This window comes from Bacillus sp. TH17, from assembly GCF_016651125.1.
Lineage (GTDB): Bacteria > Bacillota > Bacilli > Bacillales > Bacillaceae_G > Bacillus_A > Bacillus_A mycoides.
Window position 1 is genome coordinate 4704286 of the sequence record NZ_JAEKEN010000001.1, and the last position, 17834, is coordinate 4722119.

Sequence of the window (17834 nt, forward strand, 5' to 3'; positions counted from 1 at the left end):
TTTGGTCAGACCACTACTTTAATAAAGGGAGGAATTTATTCGTAAACGTAGAAACCACGACCCGTTTTACGTCCTAACCATCCTGCATTCACATACTTACGTAATAATGGACATGGGCGATATTTACTATCTCCTAATCCTTCATGCAACACTTCCATAATGTATAAACACGTATCTAAACCGATAAAGTCAGCTAACGTAAGTGGTCCCATCGGATGATTCATACCGAGTTTCATTACTTCATCAATCGCTTCTTTCGTCGCCACTCCTTCGTATAGCGTATAAATCGCTTCGTTAATCATCGGTAATAAAATACGGTTCGATACAAACCCTGGGAAATCATTTACTTCAACTGGCACTTTCCCGATTTTTTTCGTAATATCCTCAATCGTTTCGTACACTGCATCATCTGTAGCTAAACCACGAATAATTTCAACGAGTTTCATAACTGGAACTGGATTCATAAAGTGCATGCCGATTACTTTCTCAGGACGTTTCGTTACCGCTGCAATTTCCGTAATTGGTAACGATGACGTATTCGTCGCTAAAATTGCGTGTTCTGGAGCGATTTCATCTAAATTCGCAAAAATTTTCTTTTTAATATCCATTTTTTCAACAGCTGCTTCAATAATAAGATCAGCTTCTTTGACACTATTTAAATCGAGCGTCCATGTAAGACGATTTAAAGTCGCATCTTTCTCTTCTTCCTTCATACGGCCTTTTTCTACTTGGCGGGCTAAATTTTTCGAAATAACAGCTAACCCTCTATCTAATTGCTCTTGCTTTAAATCTTGCACTTTCACATCATAGCCTGCCATTGCACACACTTGTGCGATACCTGAACCCATTTGCCCTGCACCAATTACAACAATCTTTTGTACACTCATTTTTTCTTCCCCCTTAATTGTTAATAAACTATATATCTTCTAATCTTAATTAGTGAACTTCAATCATCACTGCATCACCTTGACCGCCACCGCTACAAATAGAAGCAATTCCAATTCCGCCGCCGCGCTGCTTCAGTGCATGGATAAGTGTAACGATAATACGTGCTCCGCTCGCTCCAATTGGATGCCCCATTGCTACAGCACCGCCATTTACATTCAATTTTTCCGGATCGATCCCTGCGATTTCTGTACTTGCAATTGCTACAGCCGCAAATGCCTCATTGATTTCAAATAGATCTATGTCTTCAATTGTCTTACCTGTCTTTTTCAGCAATTCATTAATTGCATAACCTGGCGTTCTTGGGAAATCCTTCGATTCTACCGCAATCGCCGTATGCGCCAAAATTGTCGCTAATGGTTTTCTTCCTTCTTGCTTCGCTCTGTCCTCGCTCATTAATACAAGTGCAGCACCGCCATCATTTAGTCCCGGAGCATTACCTGCTGTCACCGCTGACGTCTTATCAAATACAGGCTTTAATTTCGCTAATTTTTCAATCGTTGTATCCGCGCGTGGCGCCTCATCCTTAGCCACGACGATAAGATCGCCTTTTCTTTGCTGAATTGTTACTGGTACAATCTCCTCTTCAAAACGCCCTTCTTTATGTGCCGAAACCGCACGTTGATGGCTACGATATGCCCATTCATCTTGTGCTTCGCGAGAGATTCCATCTTCCTTCGCAACTTCTCCGCCATAAACACCCATGTGTATACCTGAAAATGCGCATGTTAAACCGTCTGCAACGTTTAAATCGATAACTTCGTTGTTACCCATTCTGTATCCCCATCTTGCCCCTTGTAAAATGTAAGGGCTGTTACTCATCGATTCCATTCCACCAGCTACAATCAGTGATTGATCACCAGTACGAATAATTTGATCTGCTAACGTAACTGCGCGAAGCCCTGATGCACAAACTTTATTTATTGTTTCTGTCTGCACTTCCCAAGGAATGCCGGCCGCTCTTGCTGCTTGGCGTGATGGAATTTGTCCTTGCCCTCCTTGGATAACCGTTCCAAATATAACTTCTTCAACATCACTAGCGGAAACATTCGCTCTTTCAAGCGCTGCCTTAATTGCGATTCCTCCAAGCTCTGTTGCTTTCACGTCTTTTAAGGTTCCTCCAAATTTTCCAACCGGTGTTCTTGCAGCACTTAAAATAACTGTTTTACTCATGTTTCTTTCCCCCATTTCTTTTTTTAGCACCGAGCGCTCGCTCGGTATCCTTGCGCCTAGAAGAGGTGCAATTATTGCACCTCTTTCTAAATTTGAATGCATTCCTACAAACTACATTGCTTCTTTCTTCTGTCCGATAACTGAGCGTTCTAAAATCTCTGTTACGTCCAAAGTTTGAACTGTTTCTTCAACTTCTTTCGCTTTCGTACCGTCACTAATCATCGTTAAGCAATACGGGCATCCTGTACCGATAATTGACGGCTGTACAGCTAGCGCTTGTTCTGTACGAGCAACGTTAATACGAGAACCTGTCGTTTCTTCCATCCACATTAGGCCGCCACCCGCACCACAGCACATTCCCATTTCACGGTTACGCGCCATTTCTACAAGGTTTACACCTGGAATTGCTTTTAGAATATCGCGCGGCGCTTCGTATACTTCGTTGTATCTTCCTAAGTAACAGGAATCATGGTACGTAACTGTCTCTTCAATAGAATGGACAGGTTTTAAACGACCTTCCTTTACCCACTGGGCTAGTAATTCTGTATGATGATAGACTTCTGCTTGTAAGCCAAAGTCCGGGTACTCATTTTTAAAAGTGTTATAAGCATGAGGGTCAATCGTAACGATTTTCTTCACTCCTGCTTTTTCAAATTCTTCAATATTTTTAGTCGCCATTTCCTGGAATACAAATTCATTTCCAAGGCGGCGCGGTGTATCACCAGAGTTCTTTTCCTTGTTACCAAGAATTGCGAATGAAATGCCTGCTTCGTTCATTAGCTTCGCAAATGATATCGCAATCTTCTGACTGCGATTGTCATACGAACCCATTGATCCAACCCAGAATAAGTATTCAAACTCTTCGCCAGCTTTTGATTTCTCCTTTACAGTTGGAACTGTTACTTCATCGTCACCTTGGCGCCATGTTTCACGCTCTTTACGGTTCAGTCCCCACGGATTACCTTGACGCTCAATGTTTGTCATTGCACGCTGCGCTTCCGCGTCCATTTTTCCTTCTGTTAAAACGAGATAGCGGCGTAAATCAATAATTTTGTCAACATGCTCATTCATAACTGGGCACTGGTCCTCACAGTTACGACACGTTGTACATGCCCAAATCTCTTCTTCTGTAATAACGTCTCCGATTAAACTTGGGTCGTACGCTAGCGCTGTAGCCGCTGATTCTTGTTGTCCTTTTCCAGCTGCCATCATCGCTAACTGATTTCCTTGTGTATTATTAAAAGCAACAACTGGAACCCACGGTGCTTTTGATGTTACCGCTGCTCCTTTATCAGTTAAATGATCACGAAGTTTTAAAATTAAATCCATCGGTGATAACATTTTCCCTGTTCCTGTTGCCGGACACATATTTGTACAACGACCACATTCGACGCAGGAATATAAGTCGATAAGTTGATTTTGTCTAAAGTCTTCAATTTTACCAACACCGAATGTTTCTTGTGTTTCATCTTCAAAATCAATTTTTTCAAGTTTTCCCGGATTTGAAAGACGACCAAAAAACACGTTAACTGGTCCAGCAATTAAATGCGCATGTTTTGATTGTGGAACATAAACTAAAAACGTTAACAAAATTAGTAAATGCACCCACCAAGAGAAATAGAACACTGAAATGGCTACGGTTTCATTTAATCCCGAGAAAACGTAAGCGATTGCAGAAGCGATAGGTTCACTCCATGAAAGCTCCTCGCCGTGCCATATAATTCCCATCCCATTACCAAGTAGCACAGAAATCATTAAGCCACCAATAAAGATAAGAACAAGGCCTGATTTAAAATTACGTTTCAAACGAACAAGCTTTTCAATATAGCGTCTATGAAAAGCCCAAAAGACTGCAATTAAAATAACGAGTGTGACAATTTCCTGGAAGAATGTAAATGCAGGGTATAGTGGTCCAAGTGGAAGATGCGATCCTGGTGCAAGTCCTTTCCAAACGAAGTCAATTGCTCCAAATTGGACAAGAATAAATCCGTAAAAGAACATAACGTGAATGATGCCGCTCTTTTTATCTTTCAGCAGCTTTTTCTGACCGAAAACATTGACCTTAAGAAGATCCCAACGCTCTTTAAAACGACGGTCAAATTCAATCTTTTTTCCTAATTGTATGTAGGCCATCCTTGTTCGTATAAGATATACAAACAAATACCCCGCATAAGCAATAACAGCAATGGCAGCCAGCCAATTAATGATTAGTAAGCTATTCATTTTATGCTACCCCTCTCTTTGTTTTTTAGAATCTTCGAAAATATATAATTTTCTGAATTATATCCCCTATTCCCATTATATAATGAGTGAGCATTCAGTCAACAGTTTTTTGTTATACAACAACACATTTTTTAATAAAGCTGTTTATTTCGGTGAAACTATAAAGTGAAACTTTAATCGGCGGAGAGCTATTCATCCCCACTGAGTAAAAGCCCTCACCAATCAGGCTTTTACGGGCGGCCCGAATCCCAATCAACTTCTTTGCTTTAGGTGGGCGTCTTACTGTCCGCAAATAGCGGGATACAGTGAAATTTTGATTTGTAAAAAATTGATGGTGAAAAGACCGTGAAGGAGGGAATTTACTTATGTTTTTCTTATCTCTCTTGTTATTAGGCAGCGCTCTCTGGATTACAATCGACCTTTCATATGGGAGAATTGTTCATTTAAAGCGTGTACGTTCTCGTTCTTTCCCTTTACGTCAAAGTGATTTTCGCCTTTATACATATGGAAATGATCTATACGATGCTCTCTTTACTGATATAAAACAAGCTAAACACCATGTGCACGTTTTATTTTTTATTGTAAAAAACGATGATATAAGTCGTACGTTTTTAAAGTTACTTATCGATAAAGCACAAGAAGGAATTGAAGTAAGACTTTTACTCGACCGGTTTGGAAGTCATTATTTATCAAAAGAAGCGATTTACTCCCTACAAAAACATGGTGTCTCTTTTTCATTTTGTCATAAAGTAAAATTTCCTTTTCCTTTCTTTTCTGCAAATCAAAGAAACCATAGAAAAATTACAGTTATTGACGGGAAAATTGGTTATATTGGTGGATTTAACATTGGCGAGGAATATTTAGGGCATAATCAAAGGTTAGGGTTATGGCGAGATTATCATTTACGTCTTACAGGAGAAGGGATACAAGATTTACAAAAACAATTTTTACATGATTGGCTCGACGATACAGACCAAAATTTATTAGATTCATCTCTTTATTTTCCTACGCAACAACCAGGGACCATTCTACATCGTTTCATCCCTACTGATGGTGCCTATTTACAAAATACATTTTTACATTTAATCGAAAGCGCGAAAAAAGAACTCTTTATCGGTACACCATATTTTATTCCTGGAAAAAAAATTATGAATGCATTATTAAAAGCGCGAAAACGTGGGGTTCAAATAACTATTCTCGTTCCACAAAAGGCTGATCATGCCCTCGTTCGAGAAGCAAAATTCCCATATTGCCGAAAGTTAATACAAGCTGGTTGTAATATTTACGCTTTCCAGCAAGGATTTTTCCACGCAAAAATCATTATAGTAGACGATCATATTTGTGATATCGGAACTGCTAATTTCGATATGAGAAGTTTATATATTAACCATGAAATCAATTGCCTTTTATACGATAAACATTTCATACAAGAAGTAAAAAGTAAATTCGAGGAAGATTTAGGACGCTCCTCATTACTTTCCTTTGAAGATGTCAGCCCTCTCTCCATTATCGATAGAGGAAAGGAATGGATAGGAACGATACTCGCGTTCTTTTTATAGAGAAATTTCAAGAGCCAAAGAGGTGCATCACATATGATAATTCGATTTGGATATGTCTCACATGCTACGGCATTATGGGACTGTTCGCCCGCCAAAACAATGACATTTACAAGCTGGAAAAAGCTAAAAAAACAAGAGCGTGAAGATAAATTATATAATGTTACACTGCAAAATCTAGAACACACAATACGCATCCTTCATTACAATATTGCACACGAAATTCCATTATATCGTTTATCATCTTCTATCGTTCCGCTTGCAACACATCCTGAAGTTGAATTTGATTACATTCAACTATTTGCTCCACTATGGCGTAAAATAGGAGCATTAATTCAAGAACACAATTTACGCGTAAGTTTTCATCCCAACCAATTCACACTATTTACAAGCGACAAACCACATATTACAACTAATGCTATTACAGATATGACCTATCATTATAATGTGTTAAATGCTATGGGAATTGCAGATTCTTCCTACATTAATATACATGTAGGTGGTGCGTATGGAAATAAGGAGAAGGCAATCGAACGTTTTCATGAAAACATACAAAAACTCCCTTACCATATAAAAAGACAAATGACCCTTGAAAATGACGATAAAACGTATACAACTTCTGAAACTTTGGCTATTTGTCAAAAAGAAAAAATCCCTTTCGTGTTCGATTATCATCATCACATAGCGAACCTTTGTAATGAACCGCTAGAAGAATTACTTCCTATGATATTTAAAACTTGGTCACATACAAATGTCCTTCCTAAAGTTCATATTTCTTCTCCTAAATCCGAAAAAGAATTTAGAGCTCACGCAAATTATATTGATTTAGAGTTTATTAAACCTTTTTTACACATTACAAAAAAAATTGATCATGATTTCGATATTATGATTGAAAGTAAACAAAAGGATTTAGCACTTCTTCAGTTAATAGATGAGATCTCTTCTATAAGGGGAGTGAAAAGAATAAAAGGCGCAACACTACAATGGTAAATTGTAACGTTGCCCTATTTTTTTCAAAAAGTATTTCTTATAGTAAAAAAGCTCCTGTTTTATATGCTATTATTTAAATTAGCATTTTCCACCTGTGATTCAACTTTATTGAAACGGAGCCATTATATGATCAATCAAAAAAATATGTACAATTTGTCATGATGTATATAATTATATTTTCTCTTTGGATATTCCTTATCCCTAAGGATTTAAATATAAAAGAAATTGGAATTCTCTTCTTATTTTGTTTTGCTACACTCTTTTCTTGCTATTGCTTATATAAAGCAATTAAGAAGATGAAGCACGGTGACAAACTATTTTGGGTTCTAGTACTATGCACTTGTATATGTGGATTAGCTATGGAGATAACTTTATTTCTTCATTCACTTTCTATATATGATCAAGTCATATTCTCATATAAGGCATTGCCTTTTTTCATCATACAATATATTTTGCTCTTTTCTGGCTTTGCTATAAAGTTTATAAAACATTACTCTATTAGAGGCCTTGCTCAATTTTCATTCGACAGCATCTTTATTGTTATTATGAATATTTATTTTACCTTAACCTTTATTTTAGATATTTCAAGCTTTCGTATGTTAACGAAGGAAGCGTGGATTTTGATTGGGTATTTTATTGCACAATCATTAGTAATTTACGCCGTGATTAGCCTATATAGAAGAGAACGGTATTCTTCTAGTAGAATCTCATTAATTATTGGCTTTACTATCATACTTGTGTACGGATATATACATCTATTCCAATTAAACACGGGAATGGGAACTTCTTCTGAAGTCTCTTATTTAATACATACTGCTTCGATTTTACTAATCGGTTTATCGTCCATACTGTACATTTTGGATAAACCAATGCAACATGAAACGAAAACGAAATATTATCGATTCGATTATGTACGCTTTATATTACCTTATTTTAGTATAATCATTACTTTTTCCTTTGCTGTTATTCAGCCTTGGGATGATAAGTTCATGCTAATCGGTCTAGTATTATCACTAGTCTTATTATTCCTACGACAACTTTTCATGTGGAAAGATAATCAAGTATTAATCGATACGTATGAACAGTTGACTACACAACTAGAAGGTGAAGTTGAAGAAGGCGTATCTGCCCTATCAAAAAGTGAACAACGTTATAAATCTTTATTCGAAGATCATCCTGATGCTGTTTTTTCTTTAAATATGAATGGGATTTTTCAACAATCTAATAAGGCTTGTGAAAGTTTATTTACAGCCTATTATTGTGAAGTAACAAGCTATTCTCTTCAACACTTCATTGACCCACAAGATCATGAATTATTGAAGAAATCTTTACAAATTACAAAAGAAGGTAGACCACAAACTCTAGAAATTCGTACAAAAGAAAAAGAAGGATATTATTATCACCTTCACATTACATTCATCCCTATTTTTATAAATAGAGAAGTTGTTGGGATGTTTGGTATAGCACGTGATATTACAACTTTATATGAAAAACAAAAGCAAGTAGAGCATATGGCTTTCCATGATGCACTTACAGGACTACCGAATCGACGGAAATTCGAAAAAGATTTAAAAACGATTTTAAATCTAGCTCAAAACAACACTAATGACGTTGCGGTTATGTTCCTCGACTTAGATCGATTTAAAAAAATTAATGATAGACTCGGCCATGATGTCGGAGATTTATTATTAATTGAAGTAGCAAAAAGATTACGTGGATGTTTACGTTCAAAAGATATCGTTGCCCGCCAAGGCGGAGATGAATTTACGATTCTATTACCCGATATGTACTCTGAAAAAAGTGCTTCTTTTATCGCTGAACAAATTTTAACTATTTTAAATAAGCCTTACTTTATTAAAGATGAAGAACTTTCTGTTACACCGAGTATCGGAATTGCAATGTACCCTGACTACGGAACCGATGTAACCGAATTAATGAAAAATGCAGATATGGCTATGTATCGAGCAAAGGCTAATGGAAAAAATAGATTTATTTTCTTCTCAAAAGAAATGAGTATTGCGCAAAATGAAATACACTTCCTAGAAGGTGAACTTTCAAAAGCTCTACAACAAAATGAATTTTTCCTTGAATATCAACCACAAGTAAATACAAAAACAAAACAAATTATCGGTTTTGAGGCATTAATTCGCTGGAAACATCCAAAACTCGGAATTGTATCGCCTGCCCAATTCATTCCTCTAGCAGAGGAAACAGGATTTATTATTGAACTTGGTAATTGGATTTTACGTACCGCCTGCTTAGAAGCAAAAAAGTGGCATAACCAAGGATTTTCTCACTTAAAGGTTGGTGTAAATTTATCTGTTGTTCAATTCAATCACGCAGATTTAATATCAACTATTTCAAAAGTCTTGGAAGAAACCGAACTAAAGCCGGAAGCGCTAGATATTGAGATTACAGAAAGTATCGCGATTAATCAAAATCATTCTGTAATTGCTAAACTAGAAGAACTTCAAAATCTCGGTATCCAAATTTCAATTGATGACTTTGGAACTGGTTATAGTTCTTTAGCTTATTTAACGAAATATCCAATCAATACATTAAAAATTGCTCGAGAATTTATTTGTGGAATTACAAATAGCCCTTTAGAAGAAGCGATTATCGCTTCCATTATTACGCTATCAAAAGAATTAAATTTAGAGGTTATTGCGGAAGGTGTAGAAACAGAAGAACAATGGAAGTTTTTACACGAACAAAACTGTGACCACATTCAAGGATTCCTCTTTAGCAAACCTGTTTCTAGTAAAGATGTTTGGATGTTACTCCACAAAAAAACAACCGTCTAAGTAAGACGGTCGTTTTTTTAATATTCAAAAGGTAGATCCGCAGCTAATTGTACCTCTTGATCGTTATGAGAAATTACTTGGCTTTTCTCTAAAGCTGTATCCCCTAGTGAAATACCCCATGCCATTGCTAACGTTAATAGACTACCAATAAGTAGTTTCTTCATATTCCATCACCCACGTTTTTTCTTTTAATATATCATGAAAATTTATCCATATCGTATGCAATTATGCATATCCATTTTTTAGGCTTTTTATCTACTAATTTTATTTGCGAGCGCTTCTTTATATGCATGCATTTCTAATATATCAAAAAAGAAACTTGCTTTTTTATATGCATCTTCAATCTCTGCCCCATCATACTCCAACTTCCCTAGGCATTCACCTCTTTGATAATATAGCTGTCCAATTAATGCCATACTATTAATTCGGCATGATATTTCAATCGCTTTATTTACTTGATAAAGTGACTCTTCATATTGATCATCTAAGTATAATGCTTTTGCATGATTATACCTTACCTTCACGTCAAATTCTTCATTATCATGCAATGCCTCTAATTGTTTTAATATATCTTCAAATAACTCAATGCTCTTCTTAAAATAGCTATTTTCAGCATAAATATTTGCAATTGCATTTTCTATATAAAGATTTTGATACATATCTATCCCAGTTAATTGTTGATTTAGTAGCTTTTTTAACTCTAGAATACAATATTCATAATCAATCTTCTTCAACACATACGCAGATACATGATATTGCCATTGAAGAAACTGCTGAAACTCAGGGTGATATTCTTCCTTTTTCAGCTCATTCCATACTTTATTATAAATTTCTTTATATTTCTTTTGCTTACAAAGTACAATAATTTGATCTTTAAACTGCTTTTTCTTCTCAATATTGGAATAAATGAGTACCTCATAAAAATGAATAATGGGAACTTGTAATTTTGCTGCAATACCTTGCAATATATCCATACTTGGGTATACCGCGCCCGACTCAATTCTGCTCACCTCCGATTGATGACATACATTATCGGAGAGTTGTTTCTGTGTTAATCCTCTCATTCCCCTAATTTTCTTTATTTCGCTTCCTAGTTTTTCTGCGTGCATACTTGCTCACCGTCCCATTATAACAATCTAATTTTTTAAGTTGTCATACCACTACAATAATGTGCATTCGACAATTTTTGATATGAAATAATGCATAATATATATAAAATTCGGCTAATTCCTCATACAATTCATCTCACATACACAATACAAGATTAGGAGTGTTATAGATGAATTATAGAAAACTTGCTAGTGCTTTCGTTACATTCGGTCTTCTTTGTCCTTTATCAACAGAAGCTATTCACGCTCAAGAATTAGATAAAAATGAAGTAAAAGTTGAAATTGCTCAGCCTGGTTTAACAATTGGAAAATTAACACAACCTCAAAACGATACAAAAGAGAATATTGCTAAAAAGTATTTAAAAGGTGAGGTAAATGGGGCTAAAGCTCAACAAGAGCAAGTTACTACTGAAAAGAATGTCGATTTTCAACCTACAAATAAAGAAACAAAAGAAAATCAAACCGAATTACGCCTTGCACAAACATACAAAAACTATAAAGTATATGGTCAAGATCTCATTGTAAAAGTAGATAAAAATGGAGTAATTACAACTGTTAGTGGTAAAGTTGCCCAAAATTTAGACCAACAACTTAATCTTACTATAACAAATTTTTTGTCGAAAAATGAAGTAAAATCTAAATTACGCAATATACTTCAAATTCCAAGTGATGCGACAGAAACAGAATTTTCTAGCGAAACGGTAGTTTATAAGAAAAAAGATGGCTACTATACATACGCAACGGTCCTTACATTTACTTATGAAAACAATGAACAAGTTATAAACGGAAATGCAATCATGGACTTACAAACTGGTGAAGTACTTTTCCAAGAAAAGTTTATTAAAAATAAAGAGAATAAAACTATTAATCAAGTAACAGCACCTAAACTATCACCAGCGAAAGAACAAGGAACTGGGAAGAATGCGCTACAAGAAAATGTATTATTTAATATTGCGAAAGGGTCTGATGGAAAATTTTATTTAGCTGATTTATCCCGCGGAAATGGTATTTATATTTACAACGCAAACTACGCTGATTCCCTTGGTGGCGATAGCCAAGCTGGTTATCCAGGGACACTTATTTCAAGCGATAACTCTAACTTCTTAGATAAAGAAGCAGCTGGTGTTATGAAAAATATGAGTGATATTTACGACTATTTTAAGAAAGAACATAATCTGAAAAGTTACGATAATAAAGACTCAAAAGTTGTTGCTAGCGTCCACGGATTTGATTCTACTGAAGTTAGTGATGGTCTAAAAGAAAACTATGTAAATGCATTTTGGCATCCAGGTTGGAATCAAATGGTCTTTGGTGACGGGCTAAATGGAAAATTAACCTCTGCTCTTGACGTAACAGCTCATGAATTTGGACATGCTGTATTTAGTGGTACGACGAAAAATAAAATTGTGCGATATCCAAGTGCTGAAACATCTGCGCTAAATGAAGGTCTAGCAGATTTTTGGGGTACACAAATAGAATATTACGTAAAGAAAGATAAAGGAAATTGGATTATGGGTGATACGTTAGGTGGTCTAACAATTCGTGACATCCCAGGGGAAATTGGTGACGGCGGCAACAAACTATACACAAACTTAAAAGATTTCTATAATGATGGAAATGATCAAGAATCTCACGTGAATTCTGGAATTATCAGCCATGTATTATATCAATTAGCTGAAGGTAAAACGTATAACGGTATATCTGTTCAAAGACAAGGAAATGAAAAAGTAAGTAAAGTTGTTATGCGTGCATTGCAAAATTACGCAACTTCAGCAGAAGATTTTGAATCACTTCAATCCCACATCGTACAGGCTGCAAAAGATTTATATGGCAATACAACATCGACAGAATTCGAAAAGGCTTTCCAAGCACATGGATATAAAGCACTAGCAAAAATTAGTAAAGTAGTAGAAGTACAACAAGGAAAATAAGCAAAAAAGAAGTTTACCGATTATAGGTAAACTTCTTTTTCATATCCATCCCTTTTCTTCCGCAATTGTAATTGCCTCAATCCTATTTTTCGCATCGAGCTTGGTTAATACTTCAGAAATATAATTACGCACTGTACCAGGTGAAAGATAAAGTGCCTTCGCAATTTCATTTGCTGTCTTTCCCTCTTTCGCAAGTAACAGCACTTCTTTTTCACGATCCGATAACGGATTCTGCTCTTGCCATAAGCCAAACATTAACTCTTGAGAAATCTCTCGTTTCCCTTTCATTACGTTACGAATCGCCGAAGCTAAATCCTCACTTGGGCTATCTTTTAACAAATATCCGTGCACACCAGCTTTCATTGCCCTTTCAAAATACCCAGGACGCGCAAATGTTGTTAAAATCATTACTTTACAAGATGATTTTTCTTTCTTTAAAGTTTCTGCAACATCTAATCCACTTTGAATTGGCATTTCAATATCCATAATACTTATATCTGGCTCTAACGATTCAATTAACTTTAAGGCCTCTTCACCGTTCGCCGCTTGTCCAACTACTTCAATATCATCTTCTAGATCAAGCAGGGCTCCTAATGCACCACGAAGCATTCGTTGATCTTCTGCAATAATAATTCGAATCATGCCCTCACCTCATCTTTTCCTGTTCTAATTACAATTGGAACTTTCACCGTTAACAGTGTCCCTGGATTGATCGTATCCAGTTCAACTACTCCATCAATAAGAGAAATCCGCTCCTTCATACCTCGAATACCGTTTCCATCATGACTTTGATTTTCCAAACCGACGCCATTATCTTCTACTTTCAAAATCAACTCACCTTGTGATTCTAATATAGAAACTGTACATGCCTTTGCCTTACTATGCTTCACGACATTCGTAACAGCTTCACGTAAACACATACCTAAAATATTTTGTTCAATTGGTGATAACGAGCTAGAATTAGCCTCCTGCTTTACTTCTAATTCAATATTGGCAGCTTGCAAAATCGCTTTTATTTGCTCAAGTTCTTCTTCCACTGTAATCATACGCATATCAGAAATTAATTCTCTCAGCTGTTTTAAAGCGGTGCGAGATGTTTGTGTAATTTCCTTCGCTTCCATACTTGCACGATCTGGATTTTTCACAATTAACTTCTCCACGAGCTGACTTTTCAAAGTAATAAGAGATAATGTGTGTCCTAACGTGTCATGAAGATCTCTTGCAATTCGCTGGCGCTCTTCACGTTTTACTAAGTCTTTAATTTGTTCATTTGCTTCGTTTAATTGATTTTTCAACATCTTTTTTTGATTAAAATTACGCATTCCAAATGGCGTAAGAAGCATTAAAATAAACATTGGAACTATATTCACTAAATTTGTAGTTGTTAAATGCTTAAAATATACGAATATAAAGGCCCCAAGCATTGTAATCAACAGTCCTAACAACACTCGAAATACTTTCTTACTTGGCGCAAAGCCCATCGCACTTGCCGTGAAAAAACCAAAAAATATCATAAAAGCATTATAAAATAAGGCAAATAAAAAGATGAGTACCATTTGGATACATGCCCATAAAATGAACGTCTTATTAACAAAATAAAGTTGACGGTATGTGATAATAAAAAGCACCAACATACCGCTCCCTATCCCAAGTTTCCACCCTGATACCTGCGTTAGATGGTAAATCGGAAATAACAGATACACTAACCACATATACGGGAAGAAACCCATCTGTTTCGGAAAAACTTCAAACCTCTTCTTCTCTATCATTTATACCGCTTCCTGTCTTTTTCTTATATATATTGATACTACAACAAATATAAGGAAATAACCTCCTAGTACCGCGATATTTTCCCACCCAATCGATTTTCCAGCTACAATGTCCCATGCACCGCTTCCAAAGTGGTATGTTGGTGTCCATTCACCGATAGATCTTAATATTTTCGGGAACACTTCAATTGGCATCCATAATCCACCGATTACAGCTAGACTCATATTTAAAATATTGGCTAAACCAGCTGCTGCATCCGCCTTCTTAATTGAACCTATTACTGTTCCAAGGGCTAAAAATGGTGTCACGCCTAGTAATAGCCATAATCCGGCACCAATCCATTGGCCTATCGTTAACTCAACATTATTAATTAATATTCCTGCCATAAAAATAACTAAGATTGAAAAAGCATTCACTACTGTTTGAGCAATAATTTTAGCTGCTAAATATGCCCCCTCTGGAAGCGGTGTAATTTTTAACAAATGTGTCCATCCTTGCCCTTTTTCCTGAGAAAGTCTCACACCGAAACTAAAAAGGGCAGTCCCTACAATACTGAAAGTCGCCATTGAAATTAAATAATGTGCTTTCCATGCATCTCCGTTTTGCGGGACTTGAACAACATTTGTAAAGATGTAATAAAACATAACTGGCATTAATAATGAGAAAAAGATGAATAATTTATTGCGGAACGTACGTAAAACCTCTATTTTACATTGCATCCATAATGCTCTCATGCGATTCCCTCCTTCTGATTTGCAACAAACTGTTCAAATGCTTCATCGAGGCTTCCACGTTCAACTGAAACGTCTGTTACAGGTAGATTCCTCTGATAAATTGCTTGTAAAGTGGCATCTGTATCTTCCGTCGTTAAAGTGAAGCGCCCTTCATTTGACTGTACTTCTGTTACATGCGGTAATTCCTTTAGTAAACTCTTAGGAATTTTCTCTTTCGAATAAAACGAGATTGTTTTTCGAGAAATCGTCGCTTTCATCTCATCTGGTGTGCCATCTGCGATAATCTTTCCGTTCGCAAATAATAAAATTCGATCTGCTAGCGCATCCGCTTCTTCTAAATAATGTGTTGTTAAAATAATCGTTTTCCCTTCACTTGCTAATTTTCTAATCGTTTCCCAAAACGTTTTTCGAGATGTTATGTCCATCCCTACAGTTGGTTCATCTAAAAATAACAACTCTGGATTCCCTGCAAGTGCCAGCGCAAAATTTAACCTTCTTTTTTGACCGCCCGATAATTTCTCACATCTTTGCTTTCTTTCTGGTTCTAAGTTTGACAACTGCAGTAATATTTCTTTCTCTACAGGATTCGTATAATAACTACGGAATAACTCAATTGCCTCTTCTACCGTGATACTATCAATTACACTTACTTCTTGTAGCATCGCACCAAGGCCATTACGAACATCTCTATGCTTCGGACTCTTTCCAAATATAGAGACATTCCCCTCTGTCGGATCTTTTAATCCGAGCATCATTGAAATTGTCGTTGTTTTCCCCGCACCATTTGGACCGAGTAATGCTACTATTTGCCCTTTATTTACATGAAATGAAACGTTATTTACTGCTTTTTTATGTTTAAATGTTTTAGAAACACCATTTACTTCAATAATCTTTTCCATCTCTCCACCCCCGCCGTTTCTTATATTTACATTGTATGTTCTGGAAAAGTTAGGAAACAGTATGATGCGTCATGACATCAATATGACAATTGTCATGTATTCTTTATGAGAGAAATCAACCCGCATACCGCACGCGAGTAGCAGTACAAAAATAAACATGATACAATCGGATAAGACATATATTCGAGGAAGGACAGTGGTTTTCATGATTATTCGTAATGAACAAGATTTAGAAGGTTTACGAAAAATCGGCCGCATCGTTGCACTTGCACGCGAAGAAATGAAAAAGCAAGCGAAGCCAGGTATGACAACGAAAGAGCTTGATTTAATTGGTAAAAAAGTATTAGATGAGCACGGTGCTATTTCAGCGCCTGAAAAAGAATATAAATTCCCAGGTGTAACTTGCATTAGTGTAAACGAAGAAGTTGCTCACGGCATTCCAAGCGATCGCGTATTAAAAGAAGGCGATTTAGTAAACGTAGACGTATCGGCCGCACTTGACGGATATTATGCAGATACAGGTATCTCATTTGTTCTTGGCGACGATGAAGAAAAAGAAAAACTTTGCCAAGCAGCAGTAGACTCATTTTGGGAAGCAATGAAAAAAGTAAAAGCTGGCTCAAAACAAAATCAAATTGGTCGTGCTGTTTCTAATTTTGCACATAAAAGTGGATATAACGTTATTCAAAACTTAACTGGTCACGGTATTGGTCTTAGCTTACACGAAGCTCCAAACCACATTTTAAGCTACTATGATCCAATGGATAATGCGCTTCTAAAAGACGGCCTTGTTATCGCTGTAGAACCATTTATTTCTATGAAAGCTGATCATATTATTGAGCGTGGTGATGATGGTTGGACATTCGTTACACCAGATAAAAGCCTTGTTGCACAATGTGAACATACAGTTGTTGTAACACGCGGTGAACCGATTATTCTAACAGAAATCTAAAATAAAAAACGATCGATTTGTAGATTTCTTCTACTAAAACGGTCGTTTTTTTCACTTTTGGAAAATATATGAAATGTTATTGAACTCTTTATCATTTAAGTATATAATCTTTAGCGGAGGTTATTCATCATTATCTTTAACAAAAGATGATATCACTATAGTTTGAAATACCTTCTTTTTTATTATGTAAAATAACTTCAAAAATGACCGGAGAAATGATTTAGTCGAATATTCTAAACACCTTATATTCGTCTAATATGTAAGGAACAATAATACCTAAACTTCGGTCCACTAAGCGTACAACTCTCTTTTGACAAAACAGATGACTATGTTCAAAGTACATATTGTCTTCATCCTGACCAAAATCAACCCTATCTAGATTTTTATTTCCACATAACTTTAAGGCGAAAAACTGGCCTTCACAATGGGATACATTACTTTGGTTAGCATGTATCGTAAAACTTACCTTTATAACCATTCTTTTTTACCAACTTTACATGAAAATCATCTCACATATAAAGGGCTGATATCGTTCCTTTTATCAGTGTTTTTTCGACATTTTTTGTCGAATTATGCATATTTCATTCCATATAACTGTTTGAATATGCATTTTGTTTTACGTTATACATAATATTACTTTGAACATAATTTGTTTTTATCAGAGAACGTGTATAGAAACGGAGGGATAGTAAAAACAAATAGCTTATAACAAATAACTTTTTTATATTCCATTTGTTCATATGGAATA

General features: G+C 35.9%; 14 protein-coding genes. 5 read left to right on the forward strand and 9 right to left on the reverse strand.

Features of this window, described 5'->3' with window-relative positions:
- Positions 1 to 35 precede the first annotated feature (35 nt).
- Genes JFT95_RS24270 through JFT95_RS24280 form a run of 3 tightly spaced genes read right to left on the reverse strand, consistent with a single transcriptional unit; the run spans position 36 to position 4341 of the window.
- Positions 36 to 887 (reverse strand): 3-hydroxybutyryl-CoA dehydrogenase, encoded by an 852-nt coding sequence (locus JFT95_RS24270; RefSeq protein WP_002016322.1) that lies wholly within the window; start codon positions 885 to 887, stop codon positions 36 to 38.
- 49 nt (positions 888 to 936) lie between these two features.
- Positions 937 to 2220 carry an acetyl-CoA C-acetyltransferase gene (locus JFT95_RS24275; RefSeq protein WP_201053435.1) on the reverse strand — a complete coding sequence of 428 codons (1284 nt, stop codon included), beginning with the start codon at positions 2218 to 2220 and terminating at the stop codon, positions 937 to 939.
- A 9-nt stretch (positions 2221 to 2229) separates the two neighbouring features.
- The gene (locus JFT95_RS24280; protein ID WP_201053438.1) at positions 2230 to 4341 is read right to left on the reverse strand and encodes a (Fe-S)-binding protein; all 2112 of its coding nucleotides are present in this window, start codon (positions 4339 to 4341) and stop codon (positions 2230 to 2232) included.
- A 365-nt stretch (positions 4342 to 4706) separates the two neighbouring features.
- On the opposite strand from JFT95_RS24280, the gene cls reads away from it, so the two are divergent.
- The 3 genes from cls (at position 4707) to JFT95_RS24295 (ending at position 9691) form a co-directional block, all read left to right on the forward strand.
- Complete coding sequence (gene cls / locus JFT95_RS24285; protein ID WP_002068559.1) at positions 4707 to 5900, forward strand: cardiolipin synthase; 1194 nt, start codon at positions 4707 to 4709, stop codon at positions 5898 to 5900.
- Positions 5901 to 5933: 33 nt separating this feature from the next.
- Positions 5934 to 6887, forward strand: a complete 954-nt coding sequence (gene uvsE / locus JFT95_RS24290; RefSeq protein WP_016093645.1) for a UV DNA damage repair endonuclease UvsE — start codon at positions 5934 to 5936, stop codon at positions 6885 to 6887.
- A gap of 107 nt (positions 6888 to 6994) precedes the next feature.
- Entirely contained in the window at positions 6995 to 9691 is a 2697-nt protein-coding gene (locus JFT95_RS24295) for a DUF4084 domain-containing protein (RefSeq protein WP_483862094.1), read from the forward strand.
- Between the two features lie 17 nt (positions 9692 to 9708).
- Here the strand turns inward: JFT95_RS24295 and JFT95_RS24300 are convergent, their stop codons facing one another.
- Both JFT95_RS24300 and plcR read right to left on the reverse strand, forming a co-directional pair.
- Positions 9709 to 9855, reverse strand: a complete 147-nt coding sequence (locus JFT95_RS24300; protein WP_002034882.1) for a quorum-sensing peptide PapR — start codon at positions 9853 to 9855, stop codon at positions 9709 to 9711.
- An 87-nt stretch (positions 9856 to 9942) separates the two neighbouring features.
- A complete protein-coding gene (gene plcR, locus JFT95_RS24305) occupies positions 9943 to 10800 on the reverse strand; it encodes a transcriptional regulator PlcR (protein WP_002089781.1) in 858 nt (285 codons plus the stop codon).
- Between the two features lie 170 nt (positions 10801 to 10970).
- Here plcR and JFT95_RS24310 point away from each other — a divergent pair, with 170 nt between their 5' ends.
- The gene (locus tag JFT95_RS24310; protein ID WP_201053442.1) at positions 10971 to 12731 is read left to right on the forward strand and encodes a M4 family metallopeptidase; all 1761 of its coding nucleotides are present in this window, start codon (positions 10971 to 10973) and stop codon (positions 12729 to 12731) included.
- Positions 12732 to 12770: 39 nt separating this feature from the next.
- Here JFT95_RS24310 and JFT95_RS24315 read toward each other — a convergent pair whose 3' ends face one another.
- Genes JFT95_RS24315 through JFT95_RS24330 form a run of 4 tightly spaced genes read right to left on the reverse strand, consistent with a single transcriptional unit; the run spans position 12771 to position 16134 of the window.
- Complete coding sequence (locus tag JFT95_RS24315) at positions 12771 to 13373, reverse strand: response regulator transcription factor (protein ID WP_044438293.1); 603 nt, start codon at positions 13371 to 13373, stop codon at positions 12771 to 12773.
- Positions 13370 to 14500, reverse strand: a complete 1131-nt coding sequence (locus tag JFT95_RS24320) for a sensor histidine kinase (protein ID WP_201053444.1) — start codon at positions 14498 to 14500, stop codon at positions 13370 to 13372. The genes JFT95_RS24315 and JFT95_RS24320 overlap by 4 nt, the downstream gene beginning before the upstream one ends.
- Positions 14501 to 15235 (reverse strand): ABC transporter permease, encoded by a 735-nt coding sequence (locus JFT95_RS24325; RefSeq protein ID WP_016093649.1) that lies wholly within the window; start codon positions 15233 to 15235, stop codon positions 14501 to 14503. It abuts the gene before it with no gap.
- On the reverse strand, positions 15232 to 16134 hold the full coding sequence (locus JFT95_RS24330; protein WP_201053446.1) for an ABC transporter ATP-binding protein: 903 nt from the start codon (positions 16132 to 16134) through the stop codon (positions 15232 to 15234). The genes JFT95_RS24325 and JFT95_RS24330 overlap by 4 nt, the downstream gene beginning before the upstream one ends.
- Before the next feature lie 157 nt (positions 16135 to 16291).
- Between JFT95_RS24330 and map the strand changes: the two genes are divergently transcribed.
- The gene (gene map / locus JFT95_RS24335; RefSeq protein WP_080001788.1) at positions 16292 to 17086 is read left to right on the forward strand and encodes a type I methionyl aminopeptidase; all 795 of its coding nucleotides are present in this window, start codon (positions 16292 to 16294) and stop codon (positions 17084 to 17086) included.
- The last annotated feature ends 748 nt before the right edge of the window (positions 17087 to 17834 follow it).

Coding starts and splice junctions, on each gene's coding strand:
- cls (WP_002068559.1), top strand. CDS start 4,707: ATGTTTTTCTTATCTCTCTTGTTATTAGGCAGCGCTCTCTGGATTACA.
- JFT95_RS24280 (WP_201053438.1), bottom strand. CDS start 4,341: ATGAATAGCTTACTAATCATTAATTGGCTGGCTGCCATTGCTGTTATT.
- JFT95_RS24315 (WP_044438293.1), bottom strand. CDS start 13,373: ATGATTCGAATTATTATTGCAGAAGATCAACGAATGCTTCGTGGTGCA.
- JFT95_RS24320 (WP_201053444.1), bottom strand. CDS start 14,500: ATGATAGAGAAGAAGAGGTTTGAAGTTTTTCCGAAACAGATGGGTTTC.
- JFT95_RS24310 (WP_201053442.1), top strand. CDS start 10,971: ATGAATTATAGAAAACTTGCTAGTGCTTTCGTTACATTCGGTCTTCTT.
- map (WP_080001788.1), top strand. CDS start 16,292: ATGATACAATCGGATAAGACATATATTCGAGGAAGGACAGTGGTTTTC.
- JFT95_RS24330 (WP_201053446.1), bottom strand. CDS start 16,134: ATGGAAAAGATTATTGAAGTAAATGGTGTTTCTAAAACATTTAAACAT.
- JFT95_RS24275 (WP_201053435.1), bottom strand. CDS start 2,220: ATGCATTCAAATTTAGAAAGAGGTGCAATAATTGCACCTCTTCTAGGC.
- plcR (WP_002089781.1), bottom strand. CDS start 10,800: ATGCACGCAGAAAAACTAGGAAGCGAAATAAAGAAAATTAGGGGAATG.
- uvsE (WP_016093645.1), top strand. CDS start 5,934: ATGATAATTCGATTTGGATATGTCTCACATGCTACGGCATTATGGGAC.
- JFT95_RS24270 (WP_002016322.1), bottom strand. CDS start 887: ATGAGTGTACAAAAGATTGTTGTAATTGGTGCAGGGCAAATGGGTTCA.
- JFT95_RS24325 (WP_016093649.1), bottom strand. CDS start 15,235: ATGAGAGCATTATGGATGCAATGTAAAATAGAGGTTTTACGTACGTTC.
- JFT95_RS24300 (WP_002034882.1), bottom strand. CDS start 9,855: ATGAAGAAACTACTTATTGGTAGTCTATTAACGTTAGCAATGGCATGG.